The sequence below is a fragment of the Streptomyces sp. B1866 genome (assembly GCF_031932565.1).
Taxonomy (GTDB): domain Bacteria; phylum Actinomycetota; class Actinomycetes; order Streptomycetales; family Streptomycetaceae; genus Streptomyces.
The window spans coordinates 1-17,566 of the sequence record NZ_JAVSCF010000133.1; the positions used below are offsets into that span (position 1 = coordinate 1).

At 72.6% G+C, this 17,566-nt stretch carries 14 protein-coding genes and 1 pseudogene; 1 reads left to right on the forward strand and 14 read right to left on the reverse strand.

The features are described from left to right. Positions 1–173 precede the first annotated feature (173 nt). The 14 genes from nuoN to RKE29_RS18060 are packed head-to-tail and all read right to left on the reverse strand — an operon-like array spanning position 174 to position 16,536. A complete protein-coding gene (gene nuoN, locus RKE29_RS17995) occupies positions 174–1,829 on the reverse strand; it encodes an NADH-quinone oxidoreductase subunit NuoN (protein WP_312006447.1) in 1,656 nt (551 codons plus the stop codon). After that, positions 1,826–3,478 carry an NADH-quinone oxidoreductase subunit M gene (locus RKE29_RS18000; RefSeq protein ID WP_312006448.1) on the reverse strand — a complete coding sequence of 551 codons (1,653 nt, stop codon included), beginning with the start codon at positions 3,476–3,478 and terminating at the stop codon, positions 1,826–1,828. The genes nuoN and RKE29_RS18000 overlap by 4 nt, the downstream gene beginning before the upstream one ends. A 1-nt stretch (position 3,479) precedes the next feature. After that, positions 3,480–5,420 (reverse strand): NADH-quinone oxidoreductase subunit L, encoded by a 1,941-nt coding sequence (gene nuoL, locus RKE29_RS18005; protein ID WP_312006449.1) that lies wholly within the window; start codon positions 5,418–5,420, stop codon positions 3,480–3,482. A gap of 16 nt (positions 5,421–5,436) precedes the next feature. Then, on the reverse strand, positions 5,437–5,736 hold the full coding sequence (nuoK, locus tag RKE29_RS18010; protein WP_312006450.1) for an NADH-quinone oxidoreductase subunit NuoK: 300 nt from the start codon (positions 5,734–5,736) through the stop codon (positions 5,437–5,439). Beyond that, positions 5,733–6,701 carry an NADH-quinone oxidoreductase subunit J gene (locus tag RKE29_RS18015; protein ID WP_312006451.1) on the reverse strand — a complete coding sequence of 323 codons (969 nt, stop codon included), beginning with the start codon at positions 6,699–6,701 and terminating at the stop codon, positions 5,733–5,735. The genes nuoK and RKE29_RS18015 overlap by 4 nt, the downstream gene beginning before the upstream one ends. Then, positions 6,698–7,345: an NADH-quinone oxidoreductase subunit NuoI gene (gene nuoI, locus RKE29_RS18020; protein ID WP_312006452.1), complete on the reverse strand. Its 648-nt coding sequence runs from the start codon at positions 7,343–7,345 to the stop codon at positions 6,698–6,700. The genes RKE29_RS18015 and nuoI overlap by 4 nt, the downstream gene beginning before the upstream one ends. Continuing rightward, a complete protein-coding gene (nuoH, locus tag RKE29_RS18025; protein ID WP_312006453.1) occupies positions 7,338–8,702 on the reverse strand; it encodes an NADH-quinone oxidoreductase subunit NuoH in 1,365 nt (454 codons plus the stop codon). The genes nuoI and nuoH overlap by 8 nt, the downstream gene beginning before the upstream one ends. Next, the gene (locus RKE29_RS18030; RefSeq protein WP_312006454.1) at positions 8,699–11,206 is read right to left on the reverse strand and encodes an NADH-quinone oxidoreductase subunit G; all 2,508 of its coding nucleotides are present in this window, start codon (positions 11,204–11,206) and stop codon (positions 8,699–8,701) included. The genes nuoH and RKE29_RS18030 overlap by 4 nt, the downstream gene beginning before the upstream one ends. Further along, positions 11,203–12,582, reverse strand: a complete 1,380-nt coding sequence (nuoF, locus tag RKE29_RS18035) for an NADH-quinone oxidoreductase subunit NuoF (protein WP_312006455.1) — start codon at positions 12,580–12,582, stop codon at positions 11,203–11,205. The genes RKE29_RS18030 and nuoF overlap by 4 nt, the downstream gene beginning before the upstream one ends. Then, positions 12,582–13,436 carry an NADH-quinone oxidoreductase subunit NuoE gene (gene nuoE / locus RKE29_RS18040; RefSeq protein WP_312006460.1) on the reverse strand — a complete coding sequence of 285 codons (855 nt, stop codon included), beginning with the start codon at positions 13,434–13,436 and terminating at the stop codon, positions 12,582–12,584. The genes nuoF and nuoE overlap by 1 nt, the downstream gene beginning before the upstream one ends. A gap of 11 nt (positions 13,437–13,447) precedes the next feature. Further along, a complete protein-coding gene (locus RKE29_RS18045; protein WP_312006456.1) occupies positions 13,448–14,800 on the reverse strand; it encodes an NADH-quinone oxidoreductase subunit D in 1,353 nt (450 codons plus the stop codon). Then, positions 14,800–15,594 carry an NADH-quinone oxidoreductase subunit C gene (locus tag RKE29_RS18050; RefSeq protein ID WP_312006457.1) on the reverse strand — a complete coding sequence of 265 codons (795 nt, stop codon included), beginning with the start codon at positions 15,592–15,594 and terminating at the stop codon, positions 14,800–14,802. Before RKE29_RS18050 ends, RKE29_RS18045 begins: the two co-directional genes overlap by 1 nt. Continuing rightward, positions 15,591–16,145, reverse strand: coding sequence for an NADH-quinone oxidoreductase subunit B family protein (locus RKE29_RS18055; protein ID WP_312006458.1), 555 nt, complete (start codon positions 16,143–16,145; stop codon positions 15,591–15,593). The genes RKE29_RS18050 and RKE29_RS18055 overlap by 4 nt, the downstream gene beginning before the upstream one ends. Before the next feature lie 31 nt (positions 16,146–16,176). Then, the gene (locus tag RKE29_RS18060; protein ID WP_312006459.1) at positions 16,177–16,536 is read right to left on the reverse strand and encodes an NADH-quinone oxidoreductase subunit A; all 360 of its coding nucleotides are present in this window, start codon (positions 16,534–16,536) and stop codon (positions 16,177–16,179) included. 754 nt (positions 16,537–17,290) lie between these two features. On the opposite strand from RKE29_RS18060, the pseudogene RKE29_RS18065 reads away from it, so the two are divergent. Then, positions 17,291–17,566 (forward strand): annotated as a pseudogene (locus tag RKE29_RS18065) (glycoside hydrolase); the annotation flags it as partial.

The following is a 17,566-nucleotide window of genomic DNA, read 5'->3' on the forward strand; positions in this document are numbered from 1 at the left end:
CGGGGCGACCCGGCCGGGCATCCGGCGGTCCGGCGCGCCTGGGCGCGCGGCCTACGGGCACCCGGCGGCCCGGCCACCGGCTCGGGGCGGCCCGGCCCGGGGCACCCGGCGGCCCCGGTCCGGGACCCGGGCCGGGACCCGGTCCGGGAGCCCGCCGGGGGACTCCGGCGGGCTCAGCGCACGAACACCCCCGCATCCCCCGCCAGGTCCAGGAAGTACTGCGGCGCGACGCCCAGGACCAGGGTCACCACGAGGCCGATCGCGATGGCCGACGAGGTCAGGGCGCTCGGCACCGCCACCGACGGGCCGCCCGGCTGCGGTTCGCTGAAGAACATGAGCACGATCACCCGGATGTAGAAGAACGCCGCGACCGCCGAGGACACCACGCCGACCACCACCAGCGGCCCGGCCCCGCCGTCCGCCGCCGCCTTGAACACCGCGAACTTGCCCGCGAAGCCGCTGGTCAGCGGGATGCCCGCGAAGGCGAGCAGGAAGACCGCGAAGACCGCGGCCACCAGCGGGGAGCGCCGCCCGAGCCCGGCCCACCGGGACAGGTGGGTGGCCTCGCCGCCCGCGTCCCGCACCAGGGTGACCACGGCGAACGCGCCGAGGGTCACGAAGGAGTACGCGGCCAGGTAGAACAGCACCGAGGACACCCCGTCCGACGTGGTGGCGACGACACCGGCGAGGATGAAGCCCGCGTGGGCGATGGACGAGTAGGCCAGCATCCGCTTCACGTCGGTCTGGGTGACCGCGACGACCGCGCCGCCGACCATGGTGACGATGGCGACGGCCCACATCACCGGCCGCCAGTCCCAGCGCAGCCCGGGCAGCACCACGTACAGCAGCCGCAGCAGCGCCCCGAAGCCCGCGACCTTGGTGGCGGCGGCCATGAAGCCGGTCACCGGGGTGGGCGCGCCCTGGTAGACGTCCGGCGTCCACATGTGGAACGGCACGGCGCCGACCTTGAACAGCAGGCCGACCAGCACCAGCGCGCCGCCGATCAGCAGCAGCGCGTCGTTGCCCATGGTCCCGGCGAGCGCCGGGTCGGGGCTGGCCACCTCGCCGTTCACCACGTCGGCGATGCCGCCGTAGGTGACGGTGCCCGCGTACCCGTACAGCAGCGCCACGCCGAACAGCAGGAAGGCGGAGGAGAAGGCGCCGAGCAGGAAGTACTTCACGGCCGACTCCTGGGACAGCAGTCGGCGGCGGCGGGCGAGCGCGCACAGCACGTACAGCGGGAGGGAGAAGACCTCCAGCGCGACGAAGAGGGTCAGCAGGTCGTTCGCCGCGGGGAAGACGAGCATGCCGCCGACGGCGAACAGCACCAGCGGGAACACCTCGGTGGTGGTCCACCCGGCCCTGACGGCGGCCTGCTCGGCCTCGCCGCCGGGCACGGCGGCGGGCTGGGCGGCGAAGGAGTCGACCCGGCCGCCGTGTCCGGCCGGGTCCAGCTGCCGCTCGGCGAAGGTGAACACGGCGACCAGCGAGACGAGCAGGATGGTGCCCTGGAGGAACAGGGCCGGCCCGTCGACGGCGATGGCGCCCATGGCCGCGATCCGCGCCTTGGTGGTGCCGTAGTCGCCGGCCGCCAGGGCCACCACGGCGGCGAAGGCCGCCGCGAGGGAGACCACGGAGACGAACAGCTGAGCCACGTACCGGCTGCGGCGCGGCGCGAACGCCTCGATGAGCACGCCGACGAGGGCGGCGCCGAGGACGATCAGGGCCGGGGCGAGCTGGCCGTACTCGATGTGCGGGGCGGGGATCTTGGCGGGCGGATCCGCCGCCTGGAGCGTCCACAGGCTGTGGACGGCCGCCGGGTGGCTCACTTGGCACCTCCCGAGGTGTGCTCACCGGCTGGTTCGTAGGCGAACCAGCCCTTGTCCGTGGGGGCGGGGTGGTCGGGCCGGGGATCCTTCTTGTCCACCACCGACAGGGTGTGGTCGACGGCCGGATTGACGATGTCGGCGAGCGGCTTGGGGTAGACGCCGAGGAAGAGCAGCAGCGCCACCAGCGGCGCCACCACGGCCAGCTCGCGCACCCGCAGGTCGGGCATGCCGCGCACCTCGGCCCGCACCGGCCCGGTCATGGTCCGCTGGTAGAGCACCAGCACGTACAGCGCGGCGAGCACGATGCCGAGGGTGGCCACGGCGCCGAGCGCCGGATAGCGGCTGAAGGTGCCCACCAGCACCAGGAACTCGCTGACGAACGGCGCGAGCCCGGGCAGCGAGAGCGTGGCCAGGCCCCCGACCAGGAAGGTGCCCGCGAGCACCGGGGCGACCTTCTGCACGCCGCCGTAGTCCTCGATGAGCCGCGAGCCGCGGCGGCTGATGAGGAAGCCGGCCACCAGCATCAGGGCGGCGGTGGAGATCCCGTGGTTGACCATGTAGAGCGTGGCGCCGCTCTGGCCCTGGGAGGTCATCGCGAAGACGCCCAGGATGATGAAGCCGAAGTGGGAGACGGACGCGTACGCGATCAGCCGCTTGATGTCCCGCTGGCCGACGGCCAGCAGCGCGCCGTAGACGATGCTGATCACGGCCAGCACCAGGATCACCGGCGTGGCCCACGTGCTGGCCTCGGGGAAGAGTTGGAGGCAGAAGCGGAGCATCGCGAAGGTGCCGACCTTGTCCACGACCGCGGTGATCAGCACGGCGACCGGCGCGGTGGCCTCGCCCATCGCGCCGGGCAGCCAGGTGTGCAGCGGCCACAGCGGCGCCTTGACGGCGAAGGCGAAGAAGAAGCCGAGGAACAGCAGCCGCTCGGTGCCGGTGGCGAAGTCCAGCTGCCCGGCCGCGCGGGCCTGGGTGATCTGCTGGAGGGAGAACGTGCCGCTGCCCAGGTCGTCGGCGGTGACCACGTACAGCCCCACGACGGCCGCCAGCATGATCAGGCCGCCGGCGAGGTTGTACAGCAGGAACTTGACGGCCGCGTAGCTGCGCTGGGTGGCCGACTCCTCCTCGGTGCGCCCGCCGGCCCGGTCCCCGAAGCCGCCGATGAGGAAGTACATCGGGATGAGCATGGCCTCGAAGAACACGTAGAACAGGAACACGTCGGTGGCCTCGAAGGAGAGCACCACCATGGCCTCGACCATGAGGATCAGCGCGAAGAAGCCCTGGGTGGGCCGCCACCGGCGGTTGGGCCGGGCCTCCTCCAGCGGGTCGGCGTCGTGCCAGCCGGCGAGGATGACGAACGGCACCAGCACGGCGGTCAGCGCCACCAGCGTGACCGCGATGCCGTCCACGCCCAGCTCGTACCGCACCCCGAAGTCGCTGATCCACGCGTGGGACTCGGTGAGCTGGTAGTGCGCGCCGCCGGGGTCGAAGCGCACCAGGGCGACCGCGGCCAGGACGAGCGTGGCCAGGGAGAAGCCGAGCGCGACCCACTTGGCGGCGGCCCGGCGCGCGGCGGGGACGGCGGCGGTGACGACCGCGCCCGCGGCGGGCACCGCGGCCGTCAGCGTCAGCAGGGGAAAGGACATGTCACACCGCCCTCATGAGCAGGGTCGCGGCGACGAGCAGCGCCGCCCCGCCGAGCATCGACATCGCGTAACTGCGGGCGAACCCGTTCTGCACCCGCCGCAGCCGGGCGGACAGGCCGCCGACCGCGGCGGCCGTGCCGCCCACCGCGCCGTCGATCAGCGCGTGGTCGGCGTAGACCAGGCCGCGGGTGAGGTACTGGCCGGGCTTGACGAGCACGACGTGGTTGAAGTCGTCCTGGAGCAGGTCGCGGCGGGCGGCCCGGGTCAGCAGGCTGCCGCGCGGCGCCGTGCGCGGGACGGGCGCCCGGCCGTACTGGGCCCAGGCCAGCGCGACGCCGAGCAGCAGCACCACCAGGGTGGCGCCGGTGACGGTCGCGGCGCTCAGCGGCGAGTCGCCCTCCTCGTGGCCGGTGACCGGCTCCAGCCAGTGCAGGAACGCGTCGCCGACGCTGAACAGGCCGCCCGCGGCGACGGAGCCGACCGCCAGCACGATCATGGGCACGGTCATGGTCGTCGGCGCCTCGTGCGGGTGCGGCGCGGCGTGCTCCCCGGCCGTCTCGGCGGCGGGCTCGGCGCTGGGCTCGGCCGGGGAGGGCGTGGGGCCCCACCGCGGCTCGCCGAAGAAGGTGAGCAGCATGACGCGGGTCATGTAGTACGCGGTGATGGCCGCGCCCAGCAGGGCCGTCCCGCCCAGGATCCAGCCCTCGGTGCCGCCCTCGGCGAACGCCGCCTCGATGATCTTGTCCTTGGACCAGAAGCCGGACAGGCCGGGGAAGCCGATGATGGCCAGGTAGCCGAGGCCGAACGTCATGAAGGTGACCGGCATGTACCGGCGCAGGCCGCCGTACTTGCGCATGTCCACCTCGTCGTTCATGGCGTGCATGACCGAGCCGGCGCCGAGGAACAGGCCCGCCTTGAAGAAGCCGTGGGTGACCAGGTGCATGATCGCGAAGACGTAGCCGATCGGGCCGAGGCCCGCGGCGAGGATCATGTAGCCGATCTGCGACATGGTCGAGCCGGCCAGCGCCTTCTTGATGTCGTCCTTCGCGCAACCGACGATCGCACCGAACAGCAGCGTGACCGCGCCGACGGTGACCACGGCCGTGCGCGCGTCGGGCGCCGCGTCGAAGATCGCCCCGGACCGGGTGATGAGGTACACGCCCGCGGTCACCATGGTCGCCGCGTGGATGAGGGCGGAGACCGGGGTGGGGCCCTCCATGGCGTCGCCCAGCCAGGACTGGAGCGGCACCTGGGCCGACTTGCCGCACGCGGCCAGCAGCAGCATCAGCCCGATGGCGGTCAGCCTGCCCTCGCCCGCCTCCTCCGCGGAGGACAGCACCGGGGCGAACGCGAAGGTGCCGAAGGTGGTGAACATGAGCATGATCGCGATCGACAGGCCCACGTCGCCGACCCGGTTGACCAGGAACGCCTTCTTCGCCGCGGTGGCCGCCGACGGCTTGTGCTGCCAGAAGCCGATCAGCAGGTAGGACGCCAGGCCCACGCCCTCCCAGCCCACGTACAGCAGGAGGTAGTTGTCGGCGAGGACCAGCAGCAGCATCGCCGCGAGGAAGAGGTTGAGGTAGCCGAAGAAGCGGCGGCGGCGCTCGTCGTGCTCCATGTAGCCGACCGAGTAGAGGTGGATCAGCGAGCCCACCCCGGTGATCAGCAGCACGAAGGTCATCGACAGCTGGTCGAGTTGGAAGGCGACGTCCGCCTGGAAGCCGCCGACCGGGACCCAGCTGAACAGGTGCTGGTGCAGGGCCCGGTCGTCGCCGTCCCTGCCCAGCATGCCGGCGAAGAGCACGGCGGCGACCACGAAGGAGGCCGCGGCCAGCGCGGTGCCGACCCAGTGCCCGGAGCGGTCCAGGCGGCGCCCGCCGCACAGCAGCACGGCCGCGCCCAGCAGCGGCGCCGCGACGAGCAGTCCGATGAGGTTCTCCACGTGAACGCGTCCCCTTCTAGAGCTTCATCAGGCTGGCGTCGTCGACCGAGGCCGAGTGGCGGGAGCGGAAGACGGTCACGATGATCGCGAGGCCGACCACGACCTCGGCCGCGGCGACGACCATCGTGAAGAAGGCGATGACCTGGCCGTCGAGGTTGCCGTGCAGGCGGGAGAAGGTGACGAACGCGAGGTTGCAGGCGTTGAGCATCAGCTCCACGCACATGAACAGCACGATCGCGTTGCGCCTGATGAGCACCCCGGACGCGCCGATGGTGAACAGCAGCGCGGACAGGTAGAGGTAGTAGACCGGGTTCACTTCGCCTCCCGCTCAGTGTCCTCGGGGCGGGACTCGGAACGCGGCTCGGGGCGGGACCGGGGGCGGGACCCCGCCGGGTCCCGGGCGGCGCCGGGCGGTCCTCCCGGGCCGGCCGGTCCGGGCCCGCCGCCGGCCGGCCCACCGGGGCGTACGCCCTCGCCGACGTCACCGCGCTCCAGCCGGCGCCGGGAGCGCTGCTCCAGGGCCGCGAGGTCGGCCAGCGCCTTGGCGGAGACGTCGCGGACCTGGCCGCGGCCGCGCAGGGTCGCGTTGACCGTCAGCTCGGCCGGGGTGCCGTCGGGCAGCAGGCCGGGGATGTCGACCGCGTTGTGCCGGGCGTAGACGCCGGGGGCGGGCAGCGGCGGCAGCTGCCGACCGGTCCGCACCCGCTCCTCGGCCTGCTCGCGCTGGGTGCGGGCGCGCTCGGTGCGCTCGCGGTGGGTGAGCACCATCGCGCCGACCGCGGCGGTGATCAGCAGCGCGCCGGTGATCTCGAACGCGAACACGTACCGGGTGAAGACCAGCTCGGCCAGGCCCTCGATGTTGCCGCCGGAGTTGGCCTGGCCCAGGCCGTCGAAGGTCTTCAGCGAGGCGTTCCCGATGCCGGCGCACAGCAGGATGCCGAAGCCGAGCCCGCACGCGGCGGCCAGCCAGCGCTGGCCCTTCAGGGTCTCCTTCAGGGAGTCGGCGGCGGTGACGCCGACCAGCATGACGACGAAGAGGAACAGCATCATGATCGCGCCGGTGTAGACGACGATCTGGACGACGCCCAGGAAGTACGCCCCGCTGGCGAGGTAGAACACCGCGAGGACGATCATGGTCCCGGCCAGGCACAGGGCGCTGTGCACGGCCCGGCGCATCAGGACCGTGCCGAGCGCGCCGAGCACGGCGACCGTGCCCAGCAGCCAGAACTGGACGGCCTCGCCGGTGGAGGTCTGGCTCGCGGCCGCGGCGAGCGCGCTCATGCCGTGACCTCCCCGCCCTGGCGGTCCGCCGGGCCCGCGCCGCCGGTGGCGGCCGGGGTCCCGGCCGGAGCGTCCGGACCGGGGGGCTCGGGCTGCTCGCCCTTGCTGACGGCCACCTGGCGCACCGTGCCCGGCGCGGCCTCGGTCACCAGGCCGCGGTAGTAGTCCTGCTCGTCGGTGCCCGGGTACATCTCGTGCGGGCTGTCGACCATGCCCTCCCGCAGGCCCGCCAGCAGCTCGTCCTTGGTGTAGATGAGCGATTCGCGGGTGCGGTCGGCCAGCTCGTACTCGTTCGTCATCGTCAGGGCGCGGGTGGGGCACGCCTCGACGCACAGGCCGCACAGGATGCACCGCAGGTAGTTGATCTGGTAGACGCGGCCGTACCGCTCGCCCGGGGAGTAGCGCTCCTCGTCGGTGTTGTCCGCGCCCTCCACGTAGATCGCGTCGGCGGGGCAGGCCCAGGCGCACAGCTCGCAGCCGATGCACTTCTCCAGGCCGTCCGGGTGCCGGTTGAGCTGGTGGCGGCCGTGGAAGCGGGGCGCGGTGGGCTTCTTCTCCTCCGGATACTGCTCGGTGATCCGCTTCTTGAACATGGCGCGGAAGGTCACGCCGAAGCCGGCCACGGGGTTGTGGAAGTCAGGCACCGTCGGCCTCCTTTCCGTCACTGTCAGTATCGGGGCCACCACTGACAATCAGCTCGCGCTCGCGCCGCGGGCGGCGGCGGGGCACGGGCGGGAGGGTCTGGCCGGGCAGCGGTGGCACCGGGAAGCCGCCCGCCATCGGGTCGAACGCGGGCTCCTCGGCGAGGGCGGTCTCGTCTGCCGCCTCCCGCTCCCGGGCGCCCCCGCGGGCGCTCAGGCTGTCGACGAGGAAGGACACCAGGAGCAGGGCGAGCACGCCGCCGCCCACGTACAGCACGATGTCGCGGTAGTCGTAGTCCTCGTTGCGCAGCGCGCGCACGGTGGCGACCAGCATCAGCCAGACCATCGACACCGGGATGAGGACCTTCCACCCCAGCTTCATGAACTGGTCGTAGCGCACCCGCGGCACCGAGGTGCGCAGCCAGATGAAGGCGAACAGCAGGCCGACCAGCTTGCCCAGGAACCACAGCATCGGCCACCAGCCGTGGTTCGCGCCCTCCCACACCGTGCTGATCGGCCACGGGGCCCGCCAGCCGCCCAGGAAGAGGGTCACGGCCACCAGCGAGACGGTGACCATGTTGACGTACTCGGCGAGCATGAACATCGCGAACTTGATGGACGAGTACTCGGTGTTGAAGCCGCCCACCAGGTCGCCCTCGGACTCGGGCATGTCGAACGGCGCGCGGTTGGTCTCGCCGACCATCGACACCAGGTAGATCAGGAAGGACACCGGCAGCAGCAGCGCGTACCACCGGTGGCCCTGCGCCTGCACGATCTGCGAGGTCGACAGCGAGCCCGAGTACAGGAACACCGCGGCGAAGGACAGGCCCATCGCGATCTCGTACGAGATCACCTGCGCGCACGAGCGCAGGCCGCCCAGCAGCGGGTACGTCGAGCCGGACGACCAGCCCGCCAGCACGATGCCGTACACGCCCACCGACGCGGTGGCCAGGATGTAGAGGATCGCGATCGGCAGGTCGGTCAGCTGGAGCGGCGTACGGTGCCCGAAGATCGACACCTCGTTGCCCGCGGGTCCGAAGGGGATGACGGCGACGGCCATGAAGGCGGGGATGGCGGCCACGATCGGCGCCAGCACGTACACCGCCTTGTCCGCGCGCTTGACGACCAGGTCCTCCTTGAACATCAGCTTCACGCCGTCCGCGAGGGACTGGAGCATGCCCCAGGGGCCGTGCCGGTTGGGGCCGACGCGCAGCTGCATCCAGCCCATGACCTTGCGCTCCATGACGATGGAGATCAGGACGGTCACCATCAGGAACGCGAAGCAGAAGACGACCTTCAGCAGGATCAGCCACCACGGGTCGCGGCCGAACATCGACAGGTCCTCGGCGGCCAGGTTCATGCGCGCACCTCCTGCGTCGTGTCGGCCGGGTCCGGCGCCGCGGCGACCCGGACCACGTCGCCGGGCCGGGCTCCGAGGTCGTGGTGGACGCCGCCGCCGGCCGAGTGCAGCGGCAGCCACACCACCCGGTCGGGCATGTCCGTCACGCGCAGCGGCAGCGTCACCGCGCCGGCCGGGCCGGTGACCTCCAGCGGCTGCCCGTCGCCCACCCCGGCCTCCGCGGCGGTCGCCGCCGACAGCCGGGCCACGGCCGCGTGCCGGGTGGCCGCGAGCGCCGGGTCGCCCTCCTGGAGGCGGCCGGAGTCCAGCAGCAGCCGGTGCCCGGCCAGCACCGCCTCGCCCGCGCCGGGCCGGGCCGGGGGCCGCGCGGTGCGCAGCGGGTCGGCGGCGAACGGTCCCGGCCAGGTGCCCAGCCGGGTCAGCTCCGCGCGTACGGCCGCGAGGTCCGGCAGGCGCAGCGGCGTGCCCATCGCGTCGGCGAGCATGTGCAGCACGCGCGCGTCGGGCGGCAGGTGGGGCCGGCGGGTGGCCTGGTCGGGCGTGACGGCCGCCGCGAACGGCCGCAGGCGGCCCTCCCAGTTCAGGTACGCGCCGGGCTTCTCGGTGACGGCCGCGACCGGCAGCACCACGTCCGCCCGCGCGGTGACCTCCGTGGGCCGCTGCTCCAGGCTGACCACGAAGCCGACCTCCGCCAGGGCGCGCGCGGCGCGCGCCGGGTCGGGCAGGTCGGCGACCTCCACGCCCGCCACCAGCAGCGCGCCCAGCTCGCCGCCGAGCGCGGCGTCCAGGATCTGGCCGGTGTCGCGGCCGGGGTCCCGGGGCAGCTCGTCCACGCCCCAGGCGGCGGCGACCTCCGCCCGCGCGCGCGGGTCGGTGGCCGGGCGGCCGCCCGGCAGCAGCCCGGGCAGCGCCCCGGCCTCGACCGCGCCCCGCTCCCCCGCCCGCCGGGGAATCCACACCAGGGCGGCGCCGGTGGCCGCGGCGGCCCGTACGGCGGCGGTCAGCGCGCCGGGGACGGACGCCAGCCGCTCGCCGACGACGATCACCGCGCCCTCGGCGCGCAGCGCCTCGGCGGCGGCCCGCGCGGGGCCGTCGAGGTCCGCGCCGCCGTCGGCGAGGGCCCGCAGCCGGCCCGCCTCGGTGCCGGGCGCGGTGGGCAGCAGCGTGCCGCCCGCCTTGGCCAGGCCCCGGGTGGCGTAGGGGGCGAGCGCGTACGTGCGCTGGCCGTGCCGCCGGTGGGCCTTGCGCAGCCGCAGGAAGACGCCGGGCGCCTCCTCCTCGGCCTCGAACCCGGCGAGCAGCACGGCCGGGGCCCGCTCCAGGCTCGCGTACGTCACGCCGCCGCCGTCCAGGTCGCGGCCGCGGCCGGCGACGCGCGCGGCCAGGAAGTCGGCCTCCTCGCCGCTGTGCACCCGCGCGCGGCAGTCGATGTCGTGGGTGCCCAGCGCCACGCGCGCGAACTTCGCGTACGCGTAGGCGTCCTCCACCGTCAGCCGGCCGCCGGTCAGCACGCCCGCGTGCCCGCGCGCGGCGGCCAGGCCCCGCGCGGCGGCCTCAAGCGCCTCCGGCCAGCTCGCCGGGCGCAGCTCGCCGTCCGCGCGGTCGCGCACCAGCGGGGTGCCCAGCCGGTCGGCGCTCTGCGCGTGCCGGAAGGCGAACCGGCCCTTGTCGCAGATCCACTCCTCGTTGACCTCGGGGTCGTCGGCCGCCAGCCGTCGCATGACCTTGCCGCGCCGGTGGTCCGTACGGGTCGCGCAGCCGCCCGCGCAGTGCTCGCACACCGTCGGCGAGGACACCAGGTCGAACGGGCGGGAGCGGAACCGGTACGCGGCCGAGGTCAGCGCGCCCACCGGGCAGATCTGGATGGTGTTGCCGGAGAAGTACGACTCGAACGGGTCGCCCTCGCCGGTGCCCACCTGCTGGAGCGCGCCGCGCTCCAGCAGCTCGATCATCGGGTCGCCCGCGATCTGCTGGGAGAAGCGGGTGCAGCGCGCGCACAGCACGCACCGCTCGCGGTCCAGCAGCACCTGCGGGGAGATCGGCACCGGCTTGGCGAAGGTGCGCTTGGCGCCCTCGAAGCGGCTCTCGGCCCGCCCGGTGCTCATCGCCTGGTTCTGTAGCGGACACTCGCCGCCCTTGTCGCACACCGGGCAGTCCAGCGGATGGTTGATCAGCAGCAGCTCCATCACGCCGCGCTGCGCCTTCTCGGCGACCGGCGAGGTGAGCTGGGTGCGCACCACCATGCCCTCGGTGCAGGTGATGGTGCACGAGGCCATCGGCTTGCGCTGGCCCTCGACCTCCACGATGCACTGCCGGCAGGCGCCCGCCGGGTCCAGCAGCGGATGGTCGCAAAAGCGCGGGATCTCGATGCCCAGCAGCTCGGCGGCGCGGATGACCAGGGTGCCCTTGGGCACGGAGATCTCGGCGCCGTCGATGGTGAGCGTCACCAGCTCCGGCCTGGCCGCGGCCGAGCCGCCGGCGGGTGCGTCGGTGGTCACGGTCATGGGTGCACCCCCAGGGAAGAGGCGGCCGGGTCGTCGGCCCAGGCGGTGGACCTGGCCGGGTCGAAGGGGCAGCCGCGGCCGGCCAGGTGCCGCTCGTACTCCTCCGCGAAGTACGTCAGGGAGGACACGATGGGGCTGGCCGCGCCGTCGCCCAGCGCGCAGAACGACTTGCCGTTGATGGTGTCGGCGATGTCGGCGAGCTTGTCCAGGTCGGCCGCGCGGCCCTTGCCCGCCTCGATGTCGCGCAGCAGCTGGACCAGCCAGTACGTGCCCTCGCGGCAGGGCGTGCACTTGCCGCACGACTCGTGCGCGTAGAACTCCGTCCACCGGGTCACCGCGCGCACCACGCAGGTGGTCTCGTCGAAGCACTGGAGGGCCTTGGTGCCCAGCATCGACCCGGCCGCGCCCACGCCCTCGTAGTCCAGCGGCACGTCCAGGTGCGCGTCGGTCAGCAGCGGGGTGGACGAGCCGCCGGGCGTCCAGAACTTCAGCCGGTGGCCGGGCCGCATGCCGCCGCTCATGTCGAGCAGCTGCCGCAGGGTGATGCCCAGGGGGCCCTCGTACTGGCCGGGCCGGGCCACGTGGCCGGACAGCGAGTAGAGCGTGAAGCCCGGGGACTTCTCGCTGCCCATCGAGCGGAACCACTCGGTGCCCCGGTGCAGGATCGCGGGAACCGACGCGATGGACTCGACGTTGTTCACCACGGTGGGGCACGCGTACAGGCCCGCGACCGCGGGGAAGGGGGGCCGGAGCCGGGGCTGGCCGCGGCGCCCCTCCAGGGAGTCCAGCAGCGCGGTCTCCTCACCGCAGATGTACGCGCCGGCGCCCGCGTGCACGGTGACGTCCAGGCGGGGGACGTCCCGGCCCAGGCGCGCGCTGCGCCGCTCGGCGGTGCCGAGGTAGCCCGCGTCGTACGCCTCGCGCACGGCGGCGTGCAGGCGGCGCAGCACGGGTACGACCTCGCCGCGCACGTAGATGAAGGCGTGCTCGGAGCGGATGGCGTGGCAGGCGATGACCATGCCCTCGATGAGGGCGTGCGGGTTGGCGAAGAGAAGGGGGATGTCCTTGCAGGTGCCCGGCTCGGACTCGTCGGCGTTGACGACGAGGTAGTGCGGCTTTCCGTCGCCCTGCGGGATGAACTGCCACTTCATCCCGGTGGGGAAGCCCGCGCCGCCGCGGCCGCGCAGGCCGGACTCCTTCACCAGCGCGATCACGTCGTCGGGGGCCATGGCCAGGGCCTTGCGCAGGCCCGCGTAGCCGTCGTGCCGCAGGTAGGCGGCCAGCGTCCACGACCGCGGCTCGTCCCAGTGGGCCGACAGGACGGGTGCCAGCAGCTTCTCCGGGCTGGTCTCGTCGACTTCGGCGGTCACCGTCATCACTCCCCTCCCTCGGCGGCCTGGCTGCCGCCTGGCCCGCCGCGTGGTTCGCCGGTGACCGGGCCGGACGGGTGCCGCGGGTCGGAGGCGGACGTCGGCTGCGGCGCGTCGTGCGAGCTGGGGTGGCCGGGCGGCGTCCGGCCCCCGGGCCAGTCGCGGGACCGCGGCGCCACCAGCCGGTCCGGACCCGCCTCGCCCCGGGCCAGGCGGAGCCCGGCGAGCGAGGCGTGCCCGGCGCTGCCGCCGCCCTCGACCGCGTCCGGGCGCGGGTCGGGGAAGCCGGCCAGCACGCGCGCGGTCTCCTGGTACGTGCACAGCGGCGCGCCGCGCGTGGGCTGGACGGCGTGGCCCGCGCGCAGGTCGTCCACGAGCCGGATGGCGCTGTCCGGCGTCTGGTTGTCGAAGAACTCCCAGTTGACCATCACCACGGGCGCGAAGTCGCAGGCCGCGTTGCACTCGATGTGCTCCAGCGTGACCTTGCCGTCCTCGGTGGTCCCGCCGTTGCCGATCCGCAGGTGCGCGCGCAGCGCGTCGAAGATCGCGTCTCCGCCCAGGACCGCGCACAGGGTGTTGGTGCACACGCCGACGTGGTAGTCGCCGCCCGGCGCGCGCCGGTACATGGAGTAGAAGGTGGCGACGGCGGTGACCTCGGCGGTGGTCAGGCCCAGCAGCTCGGCGCAGAAGCGCACGCCGGTGCGGCTGACGTGGCCCTCCTCGGACTGCACCAGGTGCAGCAGCGGGAGCAGGGCGCTGCGGCTGTCGGGGTAGCGGGCGATCACCTCCCGCGCGTCGGCCTCCAGCCGGGCCCGTACCTCGGCCGGGTAGTCGGGAGCGGGGAGCTGCGGCATCCCCATCTGGACCTCTGTCACCGGTCGACTCCTCCCATCACGGGGTCGATGGACGCCACCGCGACGATCACGTCGGCGACCTGGCCGCCCTCGCACATCGCCGCCACGGCCTGGAGGTTGGTGAAGGACGGGTCGCGGAAGTGCACGCGGTACGGGCGGGTGCCGCCGTCGCTGACCACGTGGGCGCCCAGCTCGCCCTTGGGGGACTCGATGGCCGCGTACACCTGCCCGGGCGGGACTCTGAACCCCTCCGTCACCAGCTTGAAGTGGTGGATCAGGGCCTCCATCGAGGTGCCCATGATCTTCTTGATGTGGTCCAGGGAGTTGCCGAGGCCGTCCGGGCCGAGGGCGAGCTGCGCGGGCCAGGCGATCTTCTTGTCGGCGACCATGACCGGGCCCGGCTCCAGCCGGTCCAGGCACTGCTCGACGATCCGCAGCGACTGGCGCATCTCCTCCAGGCGGACCAGGAACCGGCCGTACGCGTCGCAGGTGTCCGCGGTGGGCACCTCGAAGTCGTACGTCTCGTAGCCGCAGTAGGGCTGCGCCTTGCGCAGGTCGTGCGGCAGGCCGGTGGCGCGCAGTATGGGGCCGGTGATGCCGAGGGCCATGCAGCCGGACAGGTCGAGGTGGCCGACGTCCTGAAGGCGGGCCTTGAAGATCGGGTTTCCGGTCGCGAGCTTGTCGTACTCGGTCAGGTTCTTGCGCATCCGCTTCACGAACGCGCGCATCTGGTCGACGGCGCCGGGCGGCAGGTCCTGGGCGAGGCCGCCGGGCCGGATGAACGCGTGGTTCATCCGCAGTCCGGTGATCAGCTCGAACAGGTCCAGGATCAGCTCGCGGTCCCGGAAGCCGGTGAACATCATGGTGACGGCGCCGATCTCCATGCCGCCGGTCGCCGCGTACACCACGTGCGAGGACAGCCGGTTCAGCTCCATCAGCAGCACCCGGATGACCGTGGCCCGGGTCGGCACCTGGTCCTCGATGCCCAGCAGCCGCTCCACGGCCAGGCAGTACGCCGTCTCGTTGTGGAAGGGCGTGAGGTAGTCCATGCGGGTGACGAAGGTGGTGCCCTGGGTCCAGTTGCGGTATTCGAGGTTCTTCTCGATGCCGGTGTGCAGGTAGCCGATGCCGCACCGGGCCTCGGTGACGGTCTCGCCGTCGATCTCCAGGACGAGCCGGAGCACGCCGTGCGTGGACGGGTGCTGGGGGCCCATGTTGACGATGATCCGCTCGTCGTCGGTCCGGGACACGGCGGCGGCGACCTCGTCCCAGTCGCCTCCGGTGACGGTGTAGACGGGGCCTTCGGTGGTCTCGCGTGCGGGCGCGGAGGCCGTGGGCCGGTCGGCCGGGTGGGAGTGGGTGGCGGACATCAGGTGTAGGACCTCCGCTGGTCCGGGGCGGGGATCTGGGCGCCCTTGTACTCGACGGGGATGCCGCCGAGGGGGTAGTCCTTGCGCTGCGGGTGGCCCTGCCAGTCGTCGGGCATCATGATCCGCGTCAGCGCGGGGTGGCCGTCGAAGACGATGCCGAAGAAGTCGTACGTCTCGCGCTCGTGCCAGTCGTTGGTCGGGTACACGTCCACGATCGACGGAATGTGCGGGTCGCCGTCGGGGGCGCTGACCTCCAGCCGGACCAGCCGGTTGTGGGTGATCGAGCGCAGGTGGTAGACGGCGCGCAGCTCGCGGCCCCGGTCGTGCGGGTAGTGCACGCCGCTGACGCCGGTACACAGCTCGAAGCGCAGCGCGGGGTCGTCGCGCAGGGTGCGCGCCACGCGCGGCAGGTGCTCGCGGGCGATGTGGAAGGTCAGCTCGCCGCGGTCGACGACGGTCTTCTCGATGGCGTTGTCCGGCAGCAGCGACTGCTCCTCCAGGGCGCCTTCGAGCTCGTCGGCGATCTCGTCGAACTCGCCGTACCCGCCGGTGCCCCGCGGCCCGCCGTACGGGCGGGTGGCCGGGCCCGGCAGCCGTACGGGCCGGACGAGGCCGCCGTAGCCGGAGGTGTCGCCGCTGCCGGCGGCGCCGAACATGCCGCGCTGGACGCGGACGGCCTCGCCGTGGTCGCCGCGGTGCCCGGGCAGGTTCTCCGCGTTGAGATCCTGGTCGGGATTGACTCCGTTCGGGGCGCCCGCGCCGCCGGATCCGTTCGCTCCGTTGACCGGGGTCACCGCAGCAGCCCCCTCATCTCGATCGTCGGCAGGGCTCTCAGGGCCGCCTCCTCCGCCTCGCGGGCGGCCTGCTCGCGGTGCACGCCGAGCTTCTCCTCGCGGATCTTCTGGTGCAGCTTGAGGATCGCGTCGATCAGCATCTCCGGGCGCGGGGGGCAGCCGGGCAGGTAGATGTCGACGGGCACGATGTGGTCGACGCCCTGGACGATCGCGTAGTTGTTGAACATGCCGCCCGAGGAGGCGCACACGCCCATGGAGATGACCCACTTCGGGTTCGGCATCTGGTCGTAGACCTGGCGCAGCACCGGGGCCATCTTCTGGCTGACCCGTCCCGCCACGATCATCAGGTCGGCCTGGCGGGGCGAGCCGCGGAAGACCTCCATGCCGAAGCGGGCGAGGTCGTAGCGCCCGGCGCCCGAGGTCATCATCTCGATGGCGCAGCAGGCGAGGCCGAAGGTCGCCGGGAAGACGGACGACTTGCGGGCCAGCCCGGCGGCGTTCTCGACGGTCGTCAGCAGGAATCCGCTCGGCAGCTTCTCTTCGATACCCATGCGATGTTCTCCCTTCGCCGGCTCCGGTCCGCTAGTCCCATTCCAGGCCGCCGCGGCGCCAGACATAGGCGTAGGCGACGAAGACGGTGAGGACGAACAGGAGCATCTCCACGAGCCCGAACAGCCCCATGGCGTCGAAGGTGACGGCCCAGGGGTAGAGGAAGACGATCTCGATGTCGAAAACGATGAAGAGCATCGCCGTCAGGTAGTACTTGATCGGGAAGCGCCCGCCGCCGCTGGGCTGCGGCGTCGGCTCCACACCGCATTCGTAGGCTTCGAGCTTGGCCCGGTTGTAGCGCTTCGGGCCGACGATCGAGGCCATGAAGACCGAGAAGATGGCGAAACCTGCCCCGAGGGCTCCCAGTACGAGGATGGGCGCGTATGCGTTCACCGTCCTCGCTCCCTTCAGTCGGCGGTGACTGGTTGGCGGACCTCACCGGGCGTGATCACCGCCTCACAAGATCGTGATTATGTGAGACAGTTCACAAGCCCGATCCGCTTGCATCCTATGCCCGTCGCTCTGTGATCTGCGACACGCCGTACGGCAGCGTCTTTGTGATCTCCACCACCAGGCAAAGGATCATGAAGATACATGATCAGTGATCTCGTGCGTGAAGTACACGGGTGATCACATTAAGTAATATTCTCTGACAAATCTGCCCGCCCGGAGGCGAGATCCCTTATCAGGTAGTGGAACATACAACCAAATTCGCACTGGACGGCTCCTCCTGGTATAGAAGCGCCACCCGTGCGGGCACCCCCGCCCTCGCCGCGGTGCGCGGGACGGCTCCCCGCGAGCCGACCGGGAGTGAGGTATCCCACAGCGCAGGAGGGTTGCGGAAAGCGGTTCGATCAGCCCTTCGAGGGCGTGGGAGGGCCGGGCGGCGGGCCTCCGGCGGTCGCCGCGGAGCGCCAACTCCCGTACGGCGGGTGCCTGGAGAAAGCACGCGGGGCGGCGCGGAATGCGGAAGGCGGAACGGGCTCCGGCCGGTCGAGGACGCGTACACCTCAGGTGTGTCGGATGTCGCGTTTATTGATCTGCGCGTAGTCGGCTGATAATCCGTATACCCATGTCCCCGATCGCACACATACCAAGCCACCGGAAATCCCGGCGCGCCGCTCCGGCACGTGCCTTTCGCGTGGGGATGACCGGTGGCATTCTCAGCATCGCCGTGACCGGCGCCGCCGTGCCCGCCTCCGCGAGCGAGTCGGCCCCGGCGGAGGCGACCTCGGAGCTGCCGACGGTCAGCGACGTCCTGGCGTCCGCGACCGCGCTCAGCGCCGAGGCCACCGCGCAGGCCGCCGCCGGCTACGAGCTCCAGGCCCAGCGGGACGAGGCCGCCGTCCAGGCCAGGGCGGAGGCGCGCAAGGCGGCGGCCCGGGCCGCCGCCCGGAAGGCCGCGGCGGCCAGGCGCGCCGCC